Origin of the sequence: Snodgrassella sp. W8132 (assembly GCF_016100865.1) — a bacterium.
Classification (GTDB): Bacteria; Pseudomonadota; Gammaproteobacteria; order Burkholderiales; family Neisseriaceae; genus Snodgrassella; species Snodgrassella alvi.
In genome coordinates this window covers 107246-129925 of sequence record NZ_JACFRQ010000002.1, presented here as the reverse complement: position 1 = coordinate 129925, position 22680 = coordinate 107246, and the positions used below count along the sequence as shown (strand labels likewise).

The window sequence follows — 22680 nt, the reverse complement described above, 5'->3', positions numbered from 1 at the left end:
TTATGATCAATCCGTCCTGCCCCATTAATCAGACAGCCATTTGGGCACAATTGCATCAGCATCAGCGCAGCACCCGTTTCTTGCATATGCGCGACTTATTCCGTCAGCAGCCAGATCGTTTTGCACAAATGCATGAACAATTAAATGGTCTGTTACTGGATTACAGCAAAAACCGTATTACTGAAGATACGCTTGCATTACTGATTGAGCTGGCCAATATTGCAGATGTACGTGGCTGGACTGACAAAATGCGCCGCGGTGATAAAATTAATGTTAGCGAAAATCGTGCCGTATTACATACAGCACTCAGGCTACCGCCGCATGCTGAAGTGTATGTTGATGATCATAATATCGTACCGGATATCCATCGGGAACTGGAACGAGCCTACCACTTTGCCGAATCAGTGCGCAATGGTGAATATACCGGAGCTGGTAATGAACGTATTACGGATATTATTAATATAGGTATTGGCGGATCTCATCTTGGTCCGGAAATGGTGACACTGGCCTTACGTCCGTTTCAGCAAACTGGTCTGAATATTCATTATGTTGCCAATGTTGACGGCGCCAACCTGATTCAAGTATTGAATAAAGTTAATCCGGCCACAACCATTTTTATCATTGCCAGCAAATCTTTTACTACACCTGAAACTTTGCTGAATGCACAAACCGCACGTAACTGGTTTTTACAACAGGGAATGAGTGAAGCTGATATCAGCCGCCATTTTATAGCTATAACCAGTGCTGTTGATAAAGCACAGGCTTTTGGTATCACTTCGGATCATACATTCTCCATGTTTGACTGGGTAGGCGGTCGCTACTCTGTTTGGTCAACTATTGGATTATCAGTTATTTGCGCCATTGGTAAAGAAAATTTTCAGGATTTTCTTGCTGGCGGCAGAGCGATGGATGAACATTTTTTTCATGCACCGCCAAGACATAATATTCCGGTTTTACTCGGACTGATCGGCTTGTGGTATCACACCTTTTATACCACAACCAGCCATGCAATCATTCCTTATGACCACGGACTGCGCCGTCTGGCTGCACACTTGCAGCAGCTAGACATGGAAAGTAATGGAAAACAGGTAAGCCGTTATGGAGAACGGCTGGACTTTGATACTGGTCCGATAATCTGGGGTGAGGAAGGTGTTAACTGCCAGCATGCTTTTTTTCAATTACTGCATCAGGGACCACGACTGATTTCTTCCGATTTTATTGTTCCAGTTAACAGTTTTTATCATGTCAGTACCCAGCATAAAGTTCTTGTTGCTAATGCCTTTGCTCAAACTGAAGCACTTATGCGTGGCAAAACACTGGCGGAAGCTTATGCCGAATTAATTCATCTGGATAACAAATCACGCGATATTATGGCTCCGCAAAAAGTATTTCCGGGTAATCAGCCATCTAATACACTCTTAATAGATGAAATTAACCCGTTTAATCTGGGTATGCTGCTGGCCATGTATGAACATAAAGTATTTGTACAGGGTGTAATCTGGGGAATTAATTCATTCGATCAGTGGGGTGTAGAGTACGGAAAAGTTCTGGCTAAAAATATTGAACCGGAATTAAGTACTAATGATTCGCTACACCATGATGCTTCAACTAACGGCCTCATTGACTATTTCAGAAAACATCACCATGACACAAACCTTAATTGACATTACCACCAAACTGGATGAATTGGGACATACGGTAACCTGTGCCGAATCATGTACCGGGGGCTTGTTGGCAGCAGAACTAACTCGCCTGCCGGGTAGTTCAAATTGGTTTAATATGGGCTATGTCACTTATAGCAATCAGGCAAAAAAACAGTTACTTAATGTTAACGAAACAACTTTGCGCCATTATGGAGCTGTTAGTGAGGAATGTGTACGCGAAATGGCACTAGGTGCTCTGATTAATTCGAAAGCAAATTATGCTATTTCGATTTCCGGTATTGCCGGACCAACTGGAGGAAGTGCCGAAAAACCAGTTGGTACAGTATGGTTCGGGCTGGCAACCAAACAGCGTATCTGGGCTAAAAATTATCAGTTTAACGGTAATAGAGATACAATCCGCACTCAGGCTGTGGAATATGCTTTGCGTTTTTTACGTCAATATTTATACCGTTAAACCAGACTATATACGTTATTTATCAGAATCCAGCAGATAAAATAAAACTGACCGGTTTTTCACAGCCGGTCAGTTTTTCATTTCAAACAGAATTGAGAATCAACCATACTTATTCAATACGTTCACCATGGATACTCACATCCATACCTTCGCGTTCTGAATCATGATCAATACGTAAACCGCGACATACAATTGCCACAATTTTAAGAATAAGATAAGTCATAATTACGCTGTATACAATTGTAATAGCCACATCTTTAATCTGAGCCAGCAGTTGACTACCTAAAGTCGCCTCACCGCCAAAAATGGCGTTACTGAACAGCAAACCAGTTAAAATTGAACCAACGATACCGCCAAAGCCATGAATACCAAAGGCATCAAGCGAATCATCATAACCAAATCTGCGTTTTAAATACACTGCGGCAAAATAAGCAGCAACAGCTGTCAATACTCCGATTACCAATGCAGCCTGTGGACCGACAAACCCGGCAGCAGGTGTAATGCCTACCAGACCGGACACCGCACCAGAAGCCATACCCAATGCAGAAGGTTTATGTCCTGCCAGTTTTTCACATAACATCCATGTTAATGCTGCTGAAGCTGCTGCTATCTGAGTCACAGCCATAGCCATACCGGCAGAAGCATCCGCAGCACCAGCTGAACCGGCATTAAAACCAAACCAGCCAACCCATAACATCGCAGCACCGGTTAGAGTAAGTACCATATTATGTGGTGCCATTACATCTTTACCGTACCCCAGACGTTTACCAATCACCAGTGCAGCTACCAGTCCGGCAACACCGGCATTAATGTGCACAACCGTTCCGCCGGCAAAATCCAGAACCGGAGTTTGTGTATCACTCATAAAGCCCCCGCCCCAGACCCAGTGACATACCGGCGCATAAACACAAGTAACCCAAAAACCGGAAAATAACAATAAGGCTGAAAATTTCAGACGTTCGGCAAAAGCACCTGTCACAATAGCCGTAGATATAATGGCGAAGGTCATTTGAAAAAACATGAATACTGACTCAGGAACAGTACCATCTCCATTAACAATAGTAGTCATTTCTCTGGTTTTATCCAGCCCCATACCGCCAAGCATAAACCTATCCAAACCACCAATAAATGAATTACCCGGGGTAAAAGCCAACGAATAGCCTATTATCATCCACAGCACACTCACCAGAGCGGCAACGACAAAGCTGTGCATCATAGTACCCAATACATTTTTTTTTCGTACCATTCCGCCATAAAACAATGCCAGCCCCGGAACAGTCATCAGCAAAACCAGTACGGCAGAAGTCATTACCCATGCTGTATTACCTGCATTTATCTCTGACAGCGGTCGCCACCATCCGGATAAATCAGCAGCCAGTAGCGGCAATGGTAATAACAGAGCTGTCATTACTACACATTTATCAATCAACTTCATTGTATTTCCCTTAATAATTATTCAGATTATTTATACAGCATCCGATCCGGACTCACCTGTACGTATTCTCACCACCTGCTCAACCGATGAAACAAAAATTTTGCCATCACCCACTTTACCTGTACTGGCACATGTCATTATCGCTTCAACAGCCCGCTCTACCAGATCATCTACGAGTACAATTTCTATTTTAATTTTAGGTAAGAAATCGACTTCATATTCTGCACCCCGATAGATTTCAGTATGTCCTTTTTGCCTGCCAAAACCTTTTACCTCACTGACAGTCATTCCTTGCACACCTATTTCAGCCAGTGCTTCACGTACATCATCCAGCTTGAATGGTTTAATCATCGCTGTAACTTTTTTCATATAACTCTCCTCTTTTCTGAATTTTTGAATGTTGCTCATCAAGACAGTCTTAATGACATTCATCAAATCCAATTTGTTAATTCTGTAATTTGCAGCAAGCAAAAATTTTAATTACACCATACATCTTTATTTTAAATCTGCAAAGATGTATCAAAATTACTGGGGTATTTATCTTATCTTTTGCTAATGAATCCATCAGACAAATGTCATAATCAATCTGGTCGATATAGCCTATAGAACAATTAAAATAGTTATATAAACCATTTATATTTCAATTCTGCATATAAACTAATCAGCTCAATAGATTTAATTACATAACAAGTCCAGATGATATCTTTATCAGAAATTATATCTGACAGAATAAAAGTAGCAGATGAAATAAAATTACATTTATTATTCTTTTTGCATAAATAATTTCAATAGAAAACACACACATGTGACATACATTAAATATGCCGTATCAGGTATAATTAATCACGACAGTAAAAATAAATATATGCATTATTGAAACTTCATGTTTCTATCAAGAGGTCAACATGCTAATTTGCAATCCGTATGAAATCGTTATCCAGGGTATGACTAATAATAATAAACGTTTTCGTCCCAGTGACTGGGCTGAGCGTTTATGCGGAATATTGTCCTCTTTTGATCAGGGACATCGTCTGTCTTATCATCAATGGGTTCGTCCGATTCTGGTAGACAATATCCGCTGTGTTGCTGTAGATCGAAAATTGGAGCAGATCAGCGCTACTGCTTTTAATTTCCTGATGGATTTTGCCCGTGACAACGACCTACGTATTCTGGATTGCAAATCTTTATTAGAAGAACAGGAACATAAACAAATTACACTCACCGATGCTGTATCTCAGAAAAATGCAGAAACAGCACAAACACAATTAAATACAATTCAAACAGAAATAGAAACAGAACTACAGGTTCCGGTTAATCAATTACGTGAACTGACTCCTGCAGAGACTAGTTCTGCTTTTGCAGCTTTGCATCTGTTGCATCCCAATATTCGTGATATAGCTCAGTTTCAGGATCTGGTCAAAATTCAGCAGACCGAAGGTTATCGTCTTTTGGGAATATTTGAAGAAGGTAAACAGAATGCCGTGACCGTTTGTGGCTTTCGAATTGTGACTAACTTTGCTTCTGGACGCCATATACATATTGATGATTTAGCCAGCCTTCATTTACCCATAGCTGATGAGCAGGCTAGCCAGATTTTCAAAACATTGAAAACAATTGCAATAAATGAACACTGTAGCAGTATTCATGCTGATTCAAATGTATCTTCGGATAGTAGCAATATGCATCATTTATATCTGAAAAACGGTTTTACATTATGCAGCCATAAATTCAGCCAAAAAATTGATTAAATAACATCTTCATAACATATAAAAATACAGGATATTTCATATCCTGTATTTTTTATCCGCATATTAGCTATTAAGATAGCAAATTTATCTTCAGTTAATTTGTTTTTAAAATACACAAATCAGATTGAATTTATTTTCATATTTCTGAATAGCACGATATAAATCTCATTCTTTTTCAGAAAGATAGCCACGCAATTTCTGCATAGCTTTGGCTTCAATCTGGCGGATACGTTCTGCAGATACACCATATTCACCAGCCAGGTCATGCAAGGTTAATCCACCATCATCTGCCAGCCAGCGACTTTCAACAATATGCCGGCTGCGATCATCCAGTTTAGCCAGTGCATTCTGCAAATCTTCGGTCTGCAGAGTATAATGCGCCTGCTGCGCCAGTACTTGTGTTGGTTCTGTAGTACTGTCAGTCAGCCAGTCTATCGGTGCAAAATTATCCTCATCATCATTTTCTGCCAGCAGCGACATGTCCTTACCTGTCATCCGCTGTTCCATTTCCAGAACTTCAGAAAGTTTCACACCTAAATCATCAGCAATCGACTGTGCTTCTTTGTTACTTAATGCAGCCATAGATTTGCGCATACTGCGTAAATTGAAGAATAATTTACGCTGTGGTTTAGTAGTAGCTACACGCACCAAACGCCAGTTACGTAAAATAAATTCATGTATTTCAGCTTTAATCCAATGTACCGCAAACGAAAATAAACGTACGCCACGACTTGGCTGAAAGCGTTTTACCGCTTTCATCAAACCAATATTGCCTTCCTGAATCAAATCAGCCTGATTCAGACCATAACCATCATAACCACGAGCGATAGAAACGACTACACGCAAGTGGGACAAAATCAGTTTTTTTGCAGCCTCTAAATCCCCTTCGGTCTGGCGTACCGCCAAATCCTGTTCTTCCTCAGGAGAAAGCATAGGAATATTGTTTACGGTATGAATGTATTGCTCCAAACTACCATGCCCGGTCAGCACGGGTAATGCAAAAGCGGTATTCATGCCTGTCCTTTCTCTGTGTGCCCAGCTATTTAATTATTTTTCGCTCCCTACAATAACACATTGTTTATTGCAGGAAAACAATTAATAACTGAGTTAATAATTTATCATTGTAATTAAAATATTACTGTACTTCAATTACTATTTATGATTTGTTCATTATAGGAAAAATAATGTATATTCAAAATTATGATTGTATAAATTTATCATTATACACATTAGTTTGGTTTATTCAATGGCGATAATGTCCATAAATACCTAGTATTAACAGTAAAAACAGACTGATCAAAGCCAAAGGCCAGCTGCTTCCGAGTCGCATATAGGGTGTACTACCTTTATAACCGGATATTTCACCTTCTAATACAGATGCAGTATCAGGTTTGAGTTGTGCCACAACTTTCCCTTTAGGATTAATAATTGCAGTCATTCCTGTATTGGTTGCACGAACCATATAGCGCCCTGTTTCTAATGCACGTGCCTGAGATTGCTGTAATTGCTGCTGCATAGCATGTGACTTTCCATACCAGGCCATATTGCTTACATTTGCCAGTAAACTCGCCTGTTTGGCTGTAGCAATTAGTTCATCTCCGAAACCATCTTCATAACAAATATTAAATGCAATACGCTGATTAGCCAGTTGTAAAGGCATTTGTCCTATGCCACCACCAGAAAAACCGACCAGTGGCATGTCCATCTTACTATATAGCCAGCCCAGTAAAGCCGGAAAAGGAATATACTCACCAAACGGAACCAGATGATTTTTTGCATAGAAAGGCAATCCGGCTGTTACAGGAGTAGCTGTAAAATTAATCACTGCATTTTGATAACCGGTTCCATCTGCCGTATATTGCGGAATACCCACGGCGAGTGCAGAACCATGGCTGCGCGCAAGCTGAGTAAATTCATCTAATAGTTCAGCAGGCATATCCTGACGCATTACCGGAATCGCTGTTTCTGGCAAAATAACAATATCTGCATGGGTACTGGCTATCTGATCAAAATAACGTTGTAATGTTGGCTGTAATGACCGCTCATCCCATTTGAATGACTGCGGAATATTGCCTTGTGCCAGAGCAATCCTGGCATGAGTGCCATCTGACTGTGTAAAGTGAAACTGTAATAATATTGCTCCAAGCAACCATACACTTATTAATGCAACACCACAGCTAATCTTTACTCTCCAGCTTTTTGCCAGTACCAACTCAGCCAGCCAGGCACCACTGGCTACAGTCACCAGTGTAACCAGAAAAATACCACCCACTGGTGCATAACCGGCCAGAGCCGAATCTGCTATTTGGCTATAACCCCAGATGCCCCAGCCAAAACCTGTTAGTGCACGTTCACGGACAAATTCAGCCAGACACCATAACAAAGGCAATACAATAGTATGGCAAATAGTGCCTGAAAACCTGAATTTACCCAGTAACCAGAATACTATAGCAGGATAAATAGCCAAATAAGCAGGTAATATCAATGTCAGCGGCCAGGCCCAAATTTGCGCTAATCCGGCAATATCATGTAAAGCAATATCTATCCAGTAGAGTAATGATGTATATGCAGTTAATGCCCACAGATAGGCTGTCCTGATACGCCATTGTGGCCGTACACTCTGCAAAATCAGCAATACCGCCAGTAAAACTGGTAATAACCAATAATGATAATAAGGAGCAAAGGTAAATGGTACCAGAACCGCAGATATGAATAATAACGGCCAGTACACCCATGCTTTAGCTAAAATAGCATGACACTTCATAGCAGAAGAATGTTGTGTAGCTATCTCCGGTTGAGCAGTCACATAAATCTCCGCAGCTTTTAGACAGCTAAATTAAAATTTAATAATTACATTAGCCATTAATGGCAAACATCAATATTCATTATATTTTAATAATATATTTTCAATACAATATATGATTAATTACCATAAATATTGCCTTCTATAAAATACGGATTGATAAGCTATCTCTATGTTTCTGTAGCTAAAACAATGTAAATAAAAAAATTTTCAATGCGCAAACGCATTAAGTATACTAATCTACATCATGTTTAACAGTTACCATTAGTGTCTGTAAGCGCCGTGCATCAGCCCGGGCTATTGTGAAGTTTAATTTACCAATGGTAATTTTTTCACCTCGTACTGGCATGTGGCCTATTTCCTGAATAACCAGACCGCCAATAGTGTCTACTTCTTCATCAGAATAATCAGTACCGAAGAATGCATTGATATCTTCTATTTCTGTCACCGCATTAACGCGAAACCGCTCAGCAGACACTGCAAAAATATTATCAGCACTATCATCTTCATCAAATTCATCTTCGATATCACCAATGATAGGCTCTATTACATCTTCAAATGTCACCAGTCCGGAAGTACCGCCATATTCATCAACAACAATAGCCATATGATTACGTTGCTCACGGAATTCTTTCAGCAATGTATTCAGTGATTTACCCTCCGGAACAAATACAGCAGGACGCAATATTTGTTCTAGCTGAAAATGCTCTGTTTTATTCCAGTATTTGAGTAAATCTTTTGCATGCAGGATACCCAGAATTTCATCTTTATCCTCACCAATTACCGGAAAACGAGAATGAGCAGTATCAATGATATAAGTAATAATTTTGTCTAATGAATCATCAATCTTAATCACATCCATCTGGCTGCGCGTTATCATCGCATCGCGTACTTCCAGATCAGCAAAGTCCAGTACATTTTCCAGACATTGTAGGGTATCTGCATCAAAAACCTGTCGTTCATGGGCTTCCCGCAAGGTTTGCAGTACGTCTTCTTCAGTATCCGGCGTCTCTCCAGATATACGATTAACCAGTCGCTCAAAAAATCCGGGTTTCGATGAACTTTCGTCCATAATCAATATTCATCCTGTATATAGGGATTGGTATATCCTAACTGATGCAGAATACGAATTTCAAGCGCTTCCATAATTTCTGCTTCATCATCATCAATATGATCATAGCCCATCAGGTGTAAAACACCATGGACAGTAAGATGAGCATAATGCGCTATTAATGATTTATGCTGATCAGCTGCTTCTTTTTCTATCACCTGCGGACAAAAAACCAGATCACCATTGAGTTCTGAGCAGTTAGGTAAATACATACTCTCACCTTCATTGAGTGCAAAACTCAGAACGTTAGTTGCATAATTTTTGTTTCGATAATTATGATTAAATTGGCATGCCGCATCTTCATTACATAGTAATATGGCAATATTGGCTCGTTTATAACTATTCTTACACGTTTGCCATATCCATTGCCGCCACTGTCTATAAGTCGGAACAAGGCTGGCATTACTGCGATTATCGACATTTAAACTGAATATTTGATTCAAATGTTGTAAAACCGGCTTTTTTTTGGCAATTTTCATCTAATTTATTTTTGATACTAATAGGTATATTTTAACAAGTACTATTGATAAATGCACTACATCACTGATTCTGGAAATAATGCTTTTATCAGGATTTTACTATTAAAGTTTAAATTTCAATTTGATAATATTTATATTAAAATTTTGATCTATACAGCTATATTGCACATAATCGTTCATTTTTTGTATCATCACCCATTATCCTATTTGTTATTTTCCATTTTAACATCATATTTTTTCATCAATTTCTTACATATAGTTTTAACTGTACAAATTTTATTATCCAGCATTTAAAATGTTAAAATCTTATTTTTAAATTAATCTTCATTAATCCACTGCTCTCTTAAGATTTGATGTGTTATTAACCAAAAAGGCACCGACTATTAATGTGGTTAGTGTCTTTTTTGAGAGAGTACTAAGAGCACCTTTAATTAAACAAGCACTTTGCTATGTTATGATTATATTATTTTACTAGTAGATGGAGCTCATAATGAACATTCCTGAAAGTATGCAGCAAGAGCTAGGCGCATGGAATAATGGAGCAGGCATTGATTTAGAAAGTTGGATTGGCTGTATGGGGAGTTATGATTTAGCCGTGGGTTATTGCACATTATTTTGGCCAACATTTCAATGGATTGATGGCTATATTGTGCGAGAAGGGCTCACAGCAGATTATCTCAATAGTTGGGCAAAAAAGGAAGGGGCTACGCGCTACTCTGTAGAGTGTCTTGTTAACCACCTTCACATCGCCGATATTCATTGTAATGAACAAGTAACGAGTGACAAAGTAGTTGCTTTAGGTAAAGTGCTTAAAGAAATTTATACTGCAAAACTAAAATTACAGTTTCCAGAGCATCCGTGTGAAGTTCAGTTTTATATTCCTGAAAATAAAGAAGATATAATTAGTTATCAGTTATCTTTTTTTCAAATAGGTGGAGAAAATTTGCCAGCTCATCAAATATCTGCATCGTGATACTGATAAGCATAATTTATTTATATAGTGTGTGTTGAATATAAAAAAGAGCCTACTTTATTAATTAAACCTTTCTTTTGATTAAACGATATAACTAAAATATTATATTAAACTGCTGTTAGAACTTGCAAGTGAATCTTCGCCAAAACGATCACTGCCAAGAGTTCCGTTCAGGTACATAAAATGAGTAATACAAAACCGCCAATGTAAGGAACAAAGTGAATAAAAAACTAAGCCCTACTATGATTAATGGACATAATGAAATTTGTTATAATAATTCTTTATTATGCAAGATTTCCAAAAATCATTACGAATAACATACAAATAGTTATTACCCCTGAAATTTATAACCTATAAATCAATGTGATGAATAAAAATTTATTGTCTTTCCTTTCAATAACACAAACACTTTTATTGTTTCTTCACAATAAACTTTATTACCATCTAATTCTACCTTTTATCAATAATAAAGTAATTTAATAATGTATTTTGAAGAATTATTTTTGGAGATGTACATTTATGTCTGTTTAAAATTCTCTGCAAAACAAATAAATGTATTAATCTAAATTTAATCAATATATTATTCTTGATTAACCGATTTATCTTTTAAGATTTAATACAATTCAGTAAATTTACTTCATCACTTTTTTTAATCTTTTACTTAATTGATTAATAAAAATAATAATTCAGTCCCATTTATTATTCATTCACTTTATTAAGATATTTTATCAACCCCTCTTTCGTTGAAAATTCACAGCGTCTATCAGTTTGAAAATTATCGATACAAATTATTTTTGATATGACTCTATTATCCCCCCAAAAAAATAATGCCCTTAATATACCATCATCTTCTATAAATAAAGGTAATTTAATAAAGCCATAACTGTATGATATGTTTGGCTTTAAAGTATCTTTAAGTAAAATGTAAATGTATTTGTCACCTGTTTTTTTATCAGTATATTCAAAAGCACTTACTAGTTCTTCATCACCATATTGATATGTATAAAGTTCGTATGCTTTATTTAATTCTTTATTATTATTTGTTAAGAAATAAACCTCTAAATTACGCCTCCCTTTTCATGAGTATTACTAAGAAACATCGCTGTTCCTTTATGGCCTTTATATTCAACATTAATTGGCGGATGAGCAATGTTATTATATTTGGGAAATCGATATTCTTCCGGAATGGCATCTAAATCCACATCAGAATTAGCATAAACATTTTGCAGGGTAAAAACTAAACCTAATAATATAAACATTACTAATTTAAATTTCATTGTAACCCTAAGAAAAAAATAGAATTAAACATCTTTCCAATATTTATTGTTTCAATAAGTTGCTTGTTCTTTGCCAAAAGTATAAATTACTGATTCACTATTTTTATATAAAATTATTTTATTTTCTTAATATATTTATTATTTAAATTATATAAATGAATACAGATATTAAAAAACAATATTCTAATGCATTGTGAAACTAATTAGGCTAATTCAATAATAATTAAAATAGCTGTTTCTTGAATCCAAACAAAATCCATAAATAAACTCAGTATTTATTCTAAATATTGAGTTTATTTATGGCAAAAGACATATGGTAAATTGATTGCTTCAAATGATTTAAAATATACTGCTATTCTAAGCCACTTATCAATTTACCTCTTTGATATAAATTTACTCACCCTGCTTAAATATTTGAAAACAGGGCTTTCATTATATATGATAATTTAGCGTAAAATATCTACAATACTACGTGCTGCGCGGCGGGCATCCAATAAAATGAGACCAAGCTTAGCGCCTTCGTTAGCAGTTACAGCCAGCACATTGGTCTCACCAGCCTGAATTAGCAGAATATAACCATGCTTACCCTTAACCATAACCTGCTCCAGTTCATCACATTGTAACTCACGGGAGGTACGGTTTCCCAAAGCAAGCAAAGCTGCTGCCATTGCACCAACGCGGTCTGGATCAACACCATTCGGTAACAAGGTTGCTACCGGCAGACCATCGGAGGAAATTACAGCAGATGCGGTAATATCAGCCGAAGAGCTGTTTAAATCACTTAATACCGAAACCAGTAATTGTTCTTGCATCTTGATGTCTTTCTATTGATGTTATTCATTTACCACATGAATGTCTTCACCCGCCAATACGTACAAACCACGTACCATCGTGACAAAAGCTTCACCATTTAGTAGCGGCAATCCTGCTGTTACCAAAATATTTTTGGTATTGCCTATATACAGAGGAAAGAATGTTAATTCACTCTGACCGGCAGGATCACATATCCCGATAGCGTTGTTGTAGATATTAAGGTTATTTTTAATCAGTAAACTGTGTTTTTCTGTCAGGCGTGTAGCCTCACTAGCCAGATTAGCTACCTCTTCGGCAGTTTCATGATTAAAACCGACATTAGCAAAATAAAAACCATCCTGATCTACCAACAGTGCTTTATGGCTGTCTGATAGCTGCCCCAGAATGTTTTCAAATTCATCAGAGGTAACTTTAACCAGCTGAGAACTGGGTTTAGCCTCTCCGTATAAGAATTCCAGACGTTGTAAGCGATATAACAAATTCAACGCTGTGTGAACATCATCTGTTTCAGCCCATCGTTTCAAACGCTCTTCGGTTAACTTCGCATTAATATCCGCCTGCAGAATATTGGCCAGCAACATACGACTGGCACTCTGGTTGGGGCTGGATACCGCATAAAATGCACCGGCTGGCATCACTTTAGGATACAAATCATGATGTAGCTGTAATGTAGATTCCATACTAACTACCCTTCTAAACCTGGATCAATTGAGTACAGCATAGCAGTAACCAGTTGTTTTACATCATCTTCATTACGGGCATCTACCTCAAAAACAGGTACATTAAGTTTATGCTGCGCCAAATACTGCTGATAAACATCCACGCCCGGCTGAGGATTGATATCCATTTTAGTTACACCAACGACAACCGGAGCCTCATCCAGTAAATCATGAAAAGAGGTAAGAAAAAATTTCAAATCTTTTAATGGATTCTGGCGGGTATTATCCAGCAGCAGAATTAAACCCATACTCCCCTTACTTAAAATACTCCACATGAAGTCAAAACGTTCTTGACCAGGTGTACCATATAAATGAACTTTTGTATGTTCATCAAGCCGAATAACACCATAATCCATGGCTACAGTAGTATGACCTTTTCTATCCTGTGTCATATCCGACGCACTGGCATCAGTCTGTACCGGAGGATCATCCGATAATGCAGCAATGGCAGTCGTTTTTCCCACCCCAACCGGGCCGGTAAATATAATTTTATTTTCAACCATGATTACTCCCTGCTTAGGTATTAATTGCCACGCAAGCGACCCATCAAACGTGCCAGTAAACCACCTTTCGGCTTGTCTTTATCGCTCTCATCATATTCTGCCTCTTGTGTACCACTTGCTGGTTTAGCAGCTTGTGGTGCTTTTCTTGTCAGAACCATTTCTTTCTCCTGTTGTGTAGCAGGAGGAGTCAACTGCTGCTCAATAATCAGGGCACCAATTGAATATGTAGCTGCTATATAGTTTAAAACATCTTCTAAAGAAACTGGTAATAACTTATATAAAGTATTCAGTGCCACAGGCGTACGCACCAAAAAAGCTGACAGACGCATAGCTTCAGGCAAATAAGCCAGACGAGTCATATTTGGCCATGCTTTCAGTCTGATCACTGTATCCGGCGTAATAGGCTCAATCAGACGACCGCGTGCTGTCCAGATTGATAACTGCCAAATACAGGATTGTAAGGTTAGCTTAGCTTTATCATGCAACTGTGCTGTTGATGCGGATGCAGGTACAGTTTTAGTCTGCCATTCTGCATCAGTTTGCATACACAATTGTTGCAAAAAATCACTTTCAGCTGCCAGTAATACTCTTTCAATGCTGGGAAATACAATTAATACAGGCTTATTATTAAACAGAATTGCTGTATCTTCAGTTTGCTGAGCAAGCTTTTGTACTATACCCAGTAAGGTTCCCTGAGTATGAAAGCGCACTACAGTTACCGACTGATGTGCATGCTCAGCAATTTTGTCTGCCTTATGTTCAGCATTTGATTCAATTTTTTCACTAACTGATTCTTTTTGTGCAGCTGCTTTATCAGCAAGCCAGACCCCGTTCCCCTGCTGCAAATTACGCAGATGCTGAAACAGCGTATCGAATCGGATAGGTTTCATCAGGTAAGGTGCTGTAAAAGATGGTGCATTACGACCAAAAAAGACTACCACAGCATCAGGAAATTTCTTTTTTGCCTTATGCCAGAGCTCTTCGCCGTCGTCAGCATCACCATCAACCAAAACCAGTTCGGGCTGTAAATTATCTTCAGGCTGAACTAACTGGTAATTTACACTATTGTACATCTTAAATGCCATGCGCAACATGGCTGTCTGGCGATCATCCACATTGACGAGCAAAACATAGGCAGTTTTTACTTTGGGTATTGAATTGTTCATCATTGATTTTGCACACCACCGTGGTTAATACGTTTCAATAATTGACTCATAGCAAGTACAACTTCTTCAGGTGGCGTCTGAATTTCAGCACGAATTACCTGTAACATTTTTTCCAGACGTGACCATTCTTCTGCACGTTCATATAAGTCAAATAAAGTAATGTAAAGCTGAGACTCTTGTGGATAAAGCAGGACTGATTTTTCTAATAAATCCATTGCTTCATCAAACTGACCAAAGGTAAGCAACGATTCCACATCCCGCAATACAAGTTCTGCAGGTGTTTCGGCCACGTCATTCTCTGAAGATGCTTTATCAACCAATGACAGGCGTTTAGCTTTAAGGGCACTGCTATTCACAGGCAGATAACCCTGAGTCACGCCAATATCACGCAATATCGTTTCGCTAGGCTTAGTCTCCAACTTTTCAAACATTGGATGATCACCCAGACTGTATCCCCAACCCAGCATACGTTCTTTTACGACATTACCGTATTGGCCCAAAGTATAATACAAACGCCATAAATGTTGTGCAAACACATTGATATTATTATGTCTGTAATCCAGCACCAGAGCATCAATAATCATACCTGCTGGTTTTCTGGATGTTTTAATTGCTTTATTTAGACAGCGAATAGCTGCATCATAGGGCAACTGTTCTTTCAGCAACACGTAACTGTTTTCGGGTTTGGAAAAACTCAGCAGAACATCACGCTCATCACCGCGAATTTTAAAGTTACCTAGATTACCTTCTACCAGCAGTTCGTGCGGCTGCTCCTCAGCATTCTGTTTATTAGCAGAGGATTCTGCTTCAGGTCGAACATCTTCAGGTTTTTTATCCTGATTGATGCCTACTTCTTTTTCTGTTTCCTTGACATCCCATTGCAGCAAATCTTCTGCAAGCACGCGCAGACCCAGATGATTTTCATCTAGTGCAAGTCCTTGGCGAATCAGATTTTCTAATTCAGGCCGCTGGAAATAATTACGATATTGATCAATTACTTCAGCAAGTTTATCTGAATTTTTGGCATCTAAGCATAATGCAGCCAGTTCATTGACCAGAGTATTTGCCATTGCAGGACTCTGCTGGGCAATATTCTGCTCCAGATATGCACCGAGTGAATCAGCTGCTTTCTGAAAATAACCAAACTGTTTATAAACTTTATATTCAGTAAGATGATCTACAGTAGCGACAGAAACCGTGGATTTATCCGGACTGGTGGTTAACTGCCAGTCCCAATCCTCATCCTCCAGAGAAGCTGAAGCATCCTCATTCTCGGATGTATTCTGGGCTTCAGCAGCCTGTTTACCTGTCTTTTTATTTTGTTTAGATGCGGATTGCTTTTTGCGGACCGAACTTTTACTTTTGCCTTGTCCTGCCGCTTTCTGCCGCTTTTTCAGCACAAGCAATACAGCCAGCAAGATAACCAAAAGGGCAATAGGTAAATATAATTCCATAATTTACATCCCTTTTATAATTAGTTGCCAGATGCATGAGCGCATGGTTAAATGCATGTTTTTCATTTACGGTAACGCTTCACATACAATTGTCAATACTGTAACTATTTTACCTTAGCTTGCATTTGTTCGCCAGATTTTTATTTAACCTGGGGCAACATTCCGTTAGGTAATAGTTGCCAGACGTATCCGGGGTATTTCATTTTACCCGCCAAAGCACCGGCTTCATCGCCATAACCCCAGAAATAATCTACTCTTACTGCACCGTTAATGGCACTGCCGGTATCCTGCGCCATCATTAACCGGTTTAAACCAAAACCATTAGCGGGATGGGTAGTAGCAACAAATAAAGGGGCACCCAGATTCATAAAGTGGCTGTCGACAGCAGCAGAATATCCTTTGGTAAGGGGTACACCCAATGCACCGGTTGGTCCGCTGGCCGGCTCTGCAGATGCGCGAAAAAAGACATAGCTTGGATTTTGCCCTAAGACTTCAGCCAATTGCTGCGGATGTTGCTGTAACCAGGCTTTAATACCCTGCATTGAAGTTTGTGCAAGTGGCAGATAACCTTTGTTAGCCATATATTTTCCAATTGATACATAAGGGTAGTCATTTTTATCGGCAAAACTGAGGCGCAGCATCCGGCCGTCAGGTGTTCTTAACTGCCCTGACCCCTGTACATGTAGAAAAAATAATTCTACCGGATCATTAGCATAACCCAGAACAGGGGCTTTGCCATTAAGTGCGCCTGCATTAATCTGGGCACGGGTGTAATATGGAATCAATTGGTTACCACTGATGCGGCCTTTTAGTGCCCGTGTTTTCTCATTCAGGGGAAAGGAGGCCAGATTTGCGGTGTAATCTCCGTTAGGTGTAATGACGCCGCTATTTGCTCCGGTAAGTCGGATACGTACAACACCCTGACGCTGTCCGGCATTTAGCGGAACGACGATAAAATCGCTGGGAATACCATAAATAGGAAAGCGCGCCTGTGCAGTCTGTCTGGTATCGCCCGGCAGCATTGGTTCATAGTAGCCGGTTACAGTACCGGCCAGCTGTCCGTTCTGGCTGACTTCCCATGGCGTGAAATAAGTTTCAAAAAATACTCTGGCATGCTGGTTATGTCTGGATGTGTGTGCTGCCTGCTGACATATTGACTGCCAGGCTGGCTGCATTTGTAGTTTGCTGCAACTGGTTTTGAATGCATCCAGACTATCAACAAATGACTGAATCGGCCATTGCGGCAATTCCTGATAAGAAACAGCTCGGTAGCTGACGCCGGCTTTCCCCGGGGTAAAGACATAATTCCGGGGTAACGGTTTACCCGGTGTTACTGAACCGGTTTCGCTCGGAGGAATTTTATCTGTAGGTTTACGGACATGAGGGCAGGCACTCAGAAATAAAACACAGAAGCACAGTATCCAGCAGCGAATTAGGCTGAATTTCTTTAATGGCAAGATTTTTGACATTTTTTAATAGGAATTGAGATCGATACAGAAAATATAAACTCTATTTTTACACCATTATGACAGTCCGTCACGCTTTTAAACAATGAACTATTGAATAACTGATTTTAGGCAGTGATATTTGGCGTTGTATAAACTGAATGTAAACACTCTGTTACAATAGCGTTTTTTTAATCAATTCAAATATTCTCCACATTATGAGTAAACCCGCCCTCACACCGATGATGACGCAATACCTTTCTATTAAGGCTGAACATCAGGACAAATTACTGTTTTACCGGATGGGGGATTTCTATGAACTGTTTCTGGAAGATGCCGTTGAAGCAGCCCGTCTGCTGGATATAACGCTGACTACTCGCGGACAGATTAACGGAGAACCGGTCAGAATGGCCGGTGTACCTTATCATGCAGCCGAACAATATCTGGCAAAGCTGGTAAAACTGGGTAAAAGTGTAGCTATTTGTGAACAAACGGGTGAAGTGGGGGCAAATAAGGGACCGGTAGAACGGCAGGTTGTACGTATTGTTACACCGGGTACGGTGACTGATACGGCATTACTTGAAGATAAAGAGACCAACCGTATTGCGGCCGTTTCTTTATTGAAAAAACAGCTTGGCATAGCGTGGCTTTCGCTGCAAAGCGGAGAATTCAGATGCAAAATCATTACTCCTGAAGCATTGCCTAATGAGCTGGCACGTTTGCAGGCTGCAGAAATACTGCTTTCTGATCAGACTCAGGAAAAATTGAATCTTAGTGGCTATGACTGGCAACTAACCCGGTTACACACATGGCAATTTGCTGCTGATACCGGTGCCCGTATGATTGAGCGTTATTTTGGCAGTCAGGACTTACGTGCTTTCGGTTTACAACCGGGAATACATGATGCAGCAATCGGTGCTGCGGGTGCTTTGCTGAACTATGTGCAGCAAACCCAAATGCAGTTACCTAAACATTTAGACAGCCTGTCACTGGAGCAGGAATCTGCTTATATTGGTATGGATGCGGCAACCCGCCGCAATCTGGAACTAACTCAGACTTTAAGCGGTTTAAAAGCACCTACACTATTTTCTGTTTTAGACCAGTGTGCAACTCATATGGGCAGTCGTCTACTGGCACAATGGTTACATCAGCCATTGCGTCAGCGTCAGCAAATTATAGCCCGGCAACAGGCCGTTGCAGAGCTGGCCTCTCAGCAGGCACAAGTAACATCCATGCTAAATCAGGTAGCAGATATTGAACGTATTGCCGCACGAATTGCTATTGGCAGTGCCCGCCCTCGTGATTTATCTGCTTTACGGGATAGTTTGACTATTCTGGCAGAATTTCGTTTAGAAGAATCCGGCCAGAGTAGCAGCCTGATACAAACTCTGCTGGAACAGTTTCCACCTGCCGCACCTATTGCCGAACAGTTAAATATGGCGATTATGCCTGAACCGTCAATATGGTTGCGCGACGGTGGGGTGATTAATGATGGCTTTGATGCGGAACTGGATGAATTACGCCGTTTACAGAATCATGCAGATGAGTTTTTGTTGCAATTGGAAAACCGGGAGCGGGAACGCACAGGTTTATCCAGTTTGAAAGTTGAATTCAACCGTGTGCATGGTTTTTATATTGAATTGAGTAAGGTGCAGTCTGAACAGGCTCCGGCAGACTATCAGCGACGCCAGACTCTGAAAAATGCAGAACGTTATATCACGCCTGAATTAAAAGATTTCGAAGAAAAAGTATTAAGTGCACAGCAAAATGCACTGGAACGGGAAAAACAGATATATGACACGCTGTTACTGCAATTACAAAGTGAACTGCCGGTATTACAGCGCAGCGCCCGTGCGGCAGCCAGTCTGGATGTATTAAATACACTGGCCAGATATGCATGCACCGAACATTATTGTTTTCCGGAATTGGTAAACTATCCGTGTTTACAGATTAAAAATGGCCGTCATCCGGTAGTGGCTGCGCAAGTTAAACAGTTTACTGCCAATGATACGCGTCTTGATGAAAAACGGCGCCTGATGCTCTTAACCGGCCCGAATATGGGGGGTAAATCTACTTATATGCGACAAGTAGCCTTAATTGTGTTACTGGCGCATATTGGTGCTCCGGTACCTGCAGACAGCTGTACACTGGGAGAATTTGACCAGATATTTACCCGTATTGGTGCTTCGGATGATCTGGCAGGTAACCGCTCTACCTTTATGGTAGAAATGTCGGAAACGGCTTATATTCTGCATCATGCAACAGAACAATCGCTGGTATTAATGGATGAAGTTGGCCGTGGCACATCTACCTTTGATGGTCTGGCTCTGGCGCAGGCCATTGCAGAACATTTACTGCAAAGAAATCGCAGTTACACTCTTTTTGCTACCCATTATTTTGAGTTAACCCGCTTACCTGAGCAGCATGCACACGCATTCAATATGCATCTTGCGGCTTTGGAACAAGGACAGGATATTGTTTTTCTGCATCATATTGAATCCGGACCAGCAAGTAAAAGTTATGGGATAGCAGTAGCGAAACTGGCCGGACTGCCGGCGAGGGCACTAAGTGCCGCCTACCGCCATTTACAAACACTTGAACAGCATGCAGCTTCCGAACAGCCGCAACTGGATATGTTCCAGGCTCAGGCAGCAGACAGCGAAGAAGAAACCATGATGGATACTGATATTAATCATGTTGCTATATCGGCAATTCCTGCTGATTTATGCGCTCAGCTAAATGCACTAAAGCCTGATGAACTGACACCTAAAGCAGCACTGGCTGCTATTTATGATCTGGTGAACTGCTGGCAAAATCATCAGTCATCATAAAAAATGCATAGAAAATCGGTTTTTTAGTTGACATAAGGCTGATTATCCGTATAATAGCTCCCTTACCAGACGCGGGGTGGAGCAGCACGGTAGCTCGTCGGGCTCATAACCCGAAGGTCGTAGGTTCGAATCCTGCCCCCGCATCCAGATTTCTAAAATGTCCTGTTTTAAACAGGACATTTTGTTTTATCCATTCTCTGAACATCATTTCATTATTTTAAAAATAGATATTTCTGGTTTTCGATTGCCGATTTTACTTATTTATTTTTATTAGTCTTTGCGATTTATCTTAATTATCCATTTCATAACAAGCTGATTGATACAACCAGATTCAATATCTGACTAATAAATGTAAAACGACAATATCAAGGATTCAGGTTTAATAGCTTTGAATATAAGTATATAAAGGCAAAAAAGACATGCAAAATCTTTCTGTACTGAGAATATTTTCAGATATCGAAAAATATCTTAATTACTCATATCAATCACATGTAAACCTGTAAAATTAACAATATTATTTTCACATGCATCACTGCACGGTATATATTTTATTAAATCTTTCAAAGTCTCAGTAATATTGGTTATCGGTTCAAAGCTTCCATGATTAATATCAGATATCCGTAAAACTTTAGATTAATTATATGAGATTCGACACGGAAACACTGGAATGTAAACAGCAGTGTTATGTTCAGATAAGCTCGGTAATCAGAAATTACATTAAAAATTAATTTTCAACCAGTTTATTTACTTTGCCTGAATACTGGATTAACTTTAATTACTTAGGTAAGATAAAAATGAAGTAAGTAATCCGGAAATCCCGTGCGTTTTCTGGAATATTTAAAGGGTGATTAATGTATAAATTCAACGGATTTACGCAGACTGGACTCAATTTTTTACAAGATATCCGGATTAATAATAGTAAGCCGTGGTTTGATGAGCATCGTTCAGTTTATGACCATGAATTGATACAGCCATTTCGGGCACTGGTTGAACAGTTAACCCCTGAAATGTTGAAAATCGACAAAGAATTTGAAACTCGCCCGGCTATTGGTAAAACGATATCACGTATTCATCGTGATACCCGTTTCTCAAAAGATAAATCTCTTTATCGCAGCCGATTATGGCTGACATTTAAACGTCCAAGCCGCGACTGGAAAGAGGCACCTGCCTATTTTTTTGAAATTAGTCCCGATACTTATCGATATGGGCTTGGTTATTATCGTGCACCCAAACAAACCATGGATATTTTCCGTGAAGAAATACTGAATAAACCAGAAGTGTTTTTAAAAGTGATGAGGTGTGTGAAGAAACCGTTTGAGCTTGTTGGTGATAGTTATAAACGTCCTTTAATTAAAGAGCAGGATAAAAAGATTGCAACATGGTACAACCGGAAAAGTATTGCTGTAATGGCAACCAGTCATCATATCGAAGATATATTTGACAGGGATTTACCAAATAAACTGACCCAAGGCTTTAAACAGTTATTACCACTTTATGATTTTTTAATGGATGTAGAATTCATTAAAAATATTTCCAAGTTATAAATATTCTCATCAATATAAAATGATTTTTATTATTTCCCGTTATAGCTTTTAATTTCTGAGACAATATAGCTATAGGGCTTCTTATAATTATTAGTTATGAATTCTATATTTTCGGCAAGAATACCTTGTAGATCTCTGCTCAGAACATCACGCACTAACATTCGGGTTACCCAATATTGGTGTTTATACTTGTTAAAGTATAATTTTTGCCACTGCTCCAATTCCTGATGATTCAAAAATTAGACATAGTTGGTCAAAGCA

The 22680-nt window shown here is 39.3% G+C and carries 19 protein-coding genes and 1 tRNA gene; 7 read left to right on the top strand and 13 right to left on the bottom strand.

Translation table 11 applies throughout. The features are described from left to right. Positions 1–2 precede the first annotated feature (2 nt). Both pgi and H3U82_RS08165 read left to right on the top strand, forming a co-directional pair. Positions 3–1664: a glucose-6-phosphate isomerase gene (gene pgi, locus H3U82_RS08170; RefSeq protein WP_078475445.1), complete on the top strand. Its 1662-nt coding sequence runs from the start codon at positions 3–5 to the stop codon at positions 1662–1664. Continuing rightward, on the top strand, positions 1645–2118 hold the full coding sequence (locus tag H3U82_RS08165; protein WP_025331711.1) for a CinA family protein: 474 nt from the start codon (positions 1645–1647) through the stop codon (positions 2116–2118). Before pgi ends, H3U82_RS08165 begins: the two co-directional genes overlap by 20 nt. A gap of 109 nt (positions 2119–2227) precedes the next feature. On the opposite strand, the gene H3U82_RS08160 is transcribed toward H3U82_RS08165, so the two are convergent. Together H3U82_RS08160 and H3U82_RS08155 are read right to left on the bottom strand one after the other, a co-directional pair. After that, positions 2228–3553, bottom strand: coding sequence for an ammonium transporter (locus tag H3U82_RS08160; RefSeq protein WP_080690472.1), 1326 nt, complete (start codon positions 3551–3553; stop codon positions 2228–2230). 30 nt (positions 3554–3583) lie between these two features. Next, complete coding sequence (locus H3U82_RS08155) at positions 3584–3922, bottom strand: P-II family nitrogen regulator (protein ID WP_198210123.1); 339 nt, start codon at positions 3920–3922, stop codon at positions 3584–3586. Between the two features lie 536 nt (positions 3923–4458). On the opposite strand from H3U82_RS08155, the gene H3U82_RS08150 reads away from it, so the two are divergent. Further along, on the top strand, positions 4459–5301 hold the full coding sequence (locus H3U82_RS08150; RefSeq protein ID WP_084564656.1) for a DUF3579 domain-containing protein: 843 nt from the start codon (positions 4459–4461) through the stop codon (positions 5299–5301). Positions 5302–5466: 165 nt separating this feature from the next. On the opposite strand, the gene rpoH is transcribed toward H3U82_RS08150, so the two are convergent. The 4 genes from rpoH to ybeY all read right to left on the bottom strand — a co-directional run bounded on the left by rpoH (position 5467) and on the right by ybeY (position 9694). Continuing rightward, complete coding sequence (gene rpoH, locus H3U82_RS08145; RefSeq protein ID WP_084564654.1) at positions 5467–6315, bottom strand: RNA polymerase sigma factor RpoH; 849 nt, start codon at positions 6313–6315, stop codon at positions 5467–5469. A gap of 229 nt (positions 6316–6544) precedes the next feature. Beyond that, the gene (gene lnt, locus H3U82_RS08140; RefSeq protein ID WP_084550934.1) at positions 6545–8065 is read right to left on the bottom strand and encodes an apolipoprotein N-acyltransferase; all 1521 of its coding nucleotides are present in this window, start codon (positions 8063–8065) and stop codon (positions 6545–6547) included. A 274-nt stretch (positions 8066–8339) separates the two neighbouring features. Further along, on the bottom strand, positions 8340–9176 hold the full coding sequence (locus H3U82_RS08135; RefSeq protein ID WP_025331717.1) for an HlyC/CorC family transporter: 837 nt from the start codon (positions 9174–9176) through the stop codon (positions 8340–8342). Between the two features lie 2 nt (positions 9177–9178). Then, entirely contained in the window at positions 9179–9694 is a 516-nt protein-coding gene (gene ybeY, locus H3U82_RS08130) for an rRNA maturation RNase YbeY (protein ID WP_084564652.1), read from the bottom strand. Between the two features lie 490 nt (positions 9695–10184). Between ybeY and H3U82_RS08125 the strand changes: the two genes are divergently transcribed. Continuing rightward, positions 10185–10667 carry a hypothetical protein gene (locus tag H3U82_RS08125; protein ID WP_198210121.1) on the top strand — a complete coding sequence of 161 codons (483 nt, stop codon included), beginning with the start codon at positions 10185–10187 and terminating at the stop codon, positions 10665–10667. Positions 10668–11725: 1058 nt separating this feature from the next. Here the strand turns inward: H3U82_RS08125 and H3U82_RS08120 are convergent. The 7 genes from H3U82_RS08120 to H3U82_RS08090 form a co-directional block, all read right to left on the bottom strand. Continuing rightward, the gene (locus tag H3U82_RS08120) at positions 11726–11944 is read right to left on the bottom strand and encodes a hypothetical protein (protein ID WP_084564650.1); all 219 of its coding nucleotides are present in this window, start codon (positions 11942–11944) and stop codon (positions 11726–11728) included. A gap of 446 nt (positions 11945–12390) precedes the next feature. Then, entirely contained in the window at positions 12391–12756 is a 366-nt protein-coding gene (locus tag H3U82_RS08115; protein ID WP_025331721.1) for a roadblock/LC7 domain-containing protein, read from the bottom strand. A 21-nt stretch (positions 12757–12777) separates the two neighbouring features. Beyond that, a complete protein-coding gene (locus H3U82_RS08110) occupies positions 12778–13437 on the bottom strand; it encodes a peptidase M23 (protein WP_078475436.1) in 660 nt (219 codons plus the stop codon). A 5-nt stretch (positions 13438–13442) separates the two neighbouring features. After that, positions 13443–13979, bottom strand: a complete 537-nt coding sequence (locus H3U82_RS08105; protein WP_078475435.1) for an ATP/GTP-binding protein — start codon at positions 13977–13979, stop codon at positions 13443–13445. Between the two features lie 20 nt (positions 13980–13999). Beyond that, positions 14000–15148, bottom strand: coding sequence for a hypothetical protein (locus H3U82_RS08100; RefSeq protein WP_084550930.1), 1149 nt, complete (start codon positions 15146–15148; stop codon positions 14000–14002). Continuing rightward, positions 15145–16599, bottom strand: coding sequence for a hypothetical protein (locus H3U82_RS08095; protein ID WP_078475433.1), 1455 nt, complete (start codon positions 16597–16599; stop codon positions 15145–15147). Before H3U82_RS08095 ends, H3U82_RS08100 begins: the two co-directional genes overlap by 4 nt. Positions 16600–16739: 140 nt before the next feature. Further along, the gene (locus tag H3U82_RS08090) at positions 16740–18068 is read right to left on the bottom strand and encodes a murein transglycosylase A (protein ID WP_198210119.1); all 1329 of its coding nucleotides are present in this window, start codon (positions 18066–18068) and stop codon (positions 16740–16742) included. Positions 18069–18262: 194 nt separating this feature from the next. On the opposite strand from H3U82_RS08090, the gene mutS reads away from it, so the two are divergent. The 3 genes from mutS (at position 18263) to H3U82_RS08075 (ending at position 22419) form a co-directional block, all read left to right on the top strand. Then, positions 18263–20875, top strand: a complete 2613-nt coding sequence (gene mutS / locus H3U82_RS08085) for a DNA mismatch repair protein MutS (RefSeq protein ID WP_198210117.1) — start codon at positions 18263–18265, stop codon at positions 20873–20875. 70 nt (positions 20876–20945) lie between these two features. Further along, positions 20946–21022: transfer RNA gene (locus H3U82_RS08080), tRNA-Met, on the top strand. 704 nt (positions 21023–21726) lie between these two features. After that, positions 21727–22419 carry a DUF2461 domain-containing protein gene (locus H3U82_RS08075; protein ID WP_198210115.1) on the top strand — a complete coding sequence of 231 codons (693 nt, stop codon included), beginning with the start codon at positions 21727–21729 and terminating at the stop codon, positions 22417–22419. The last annotated feature ends 261 nt before the right edge of the window (positions 22420–22680 follow it).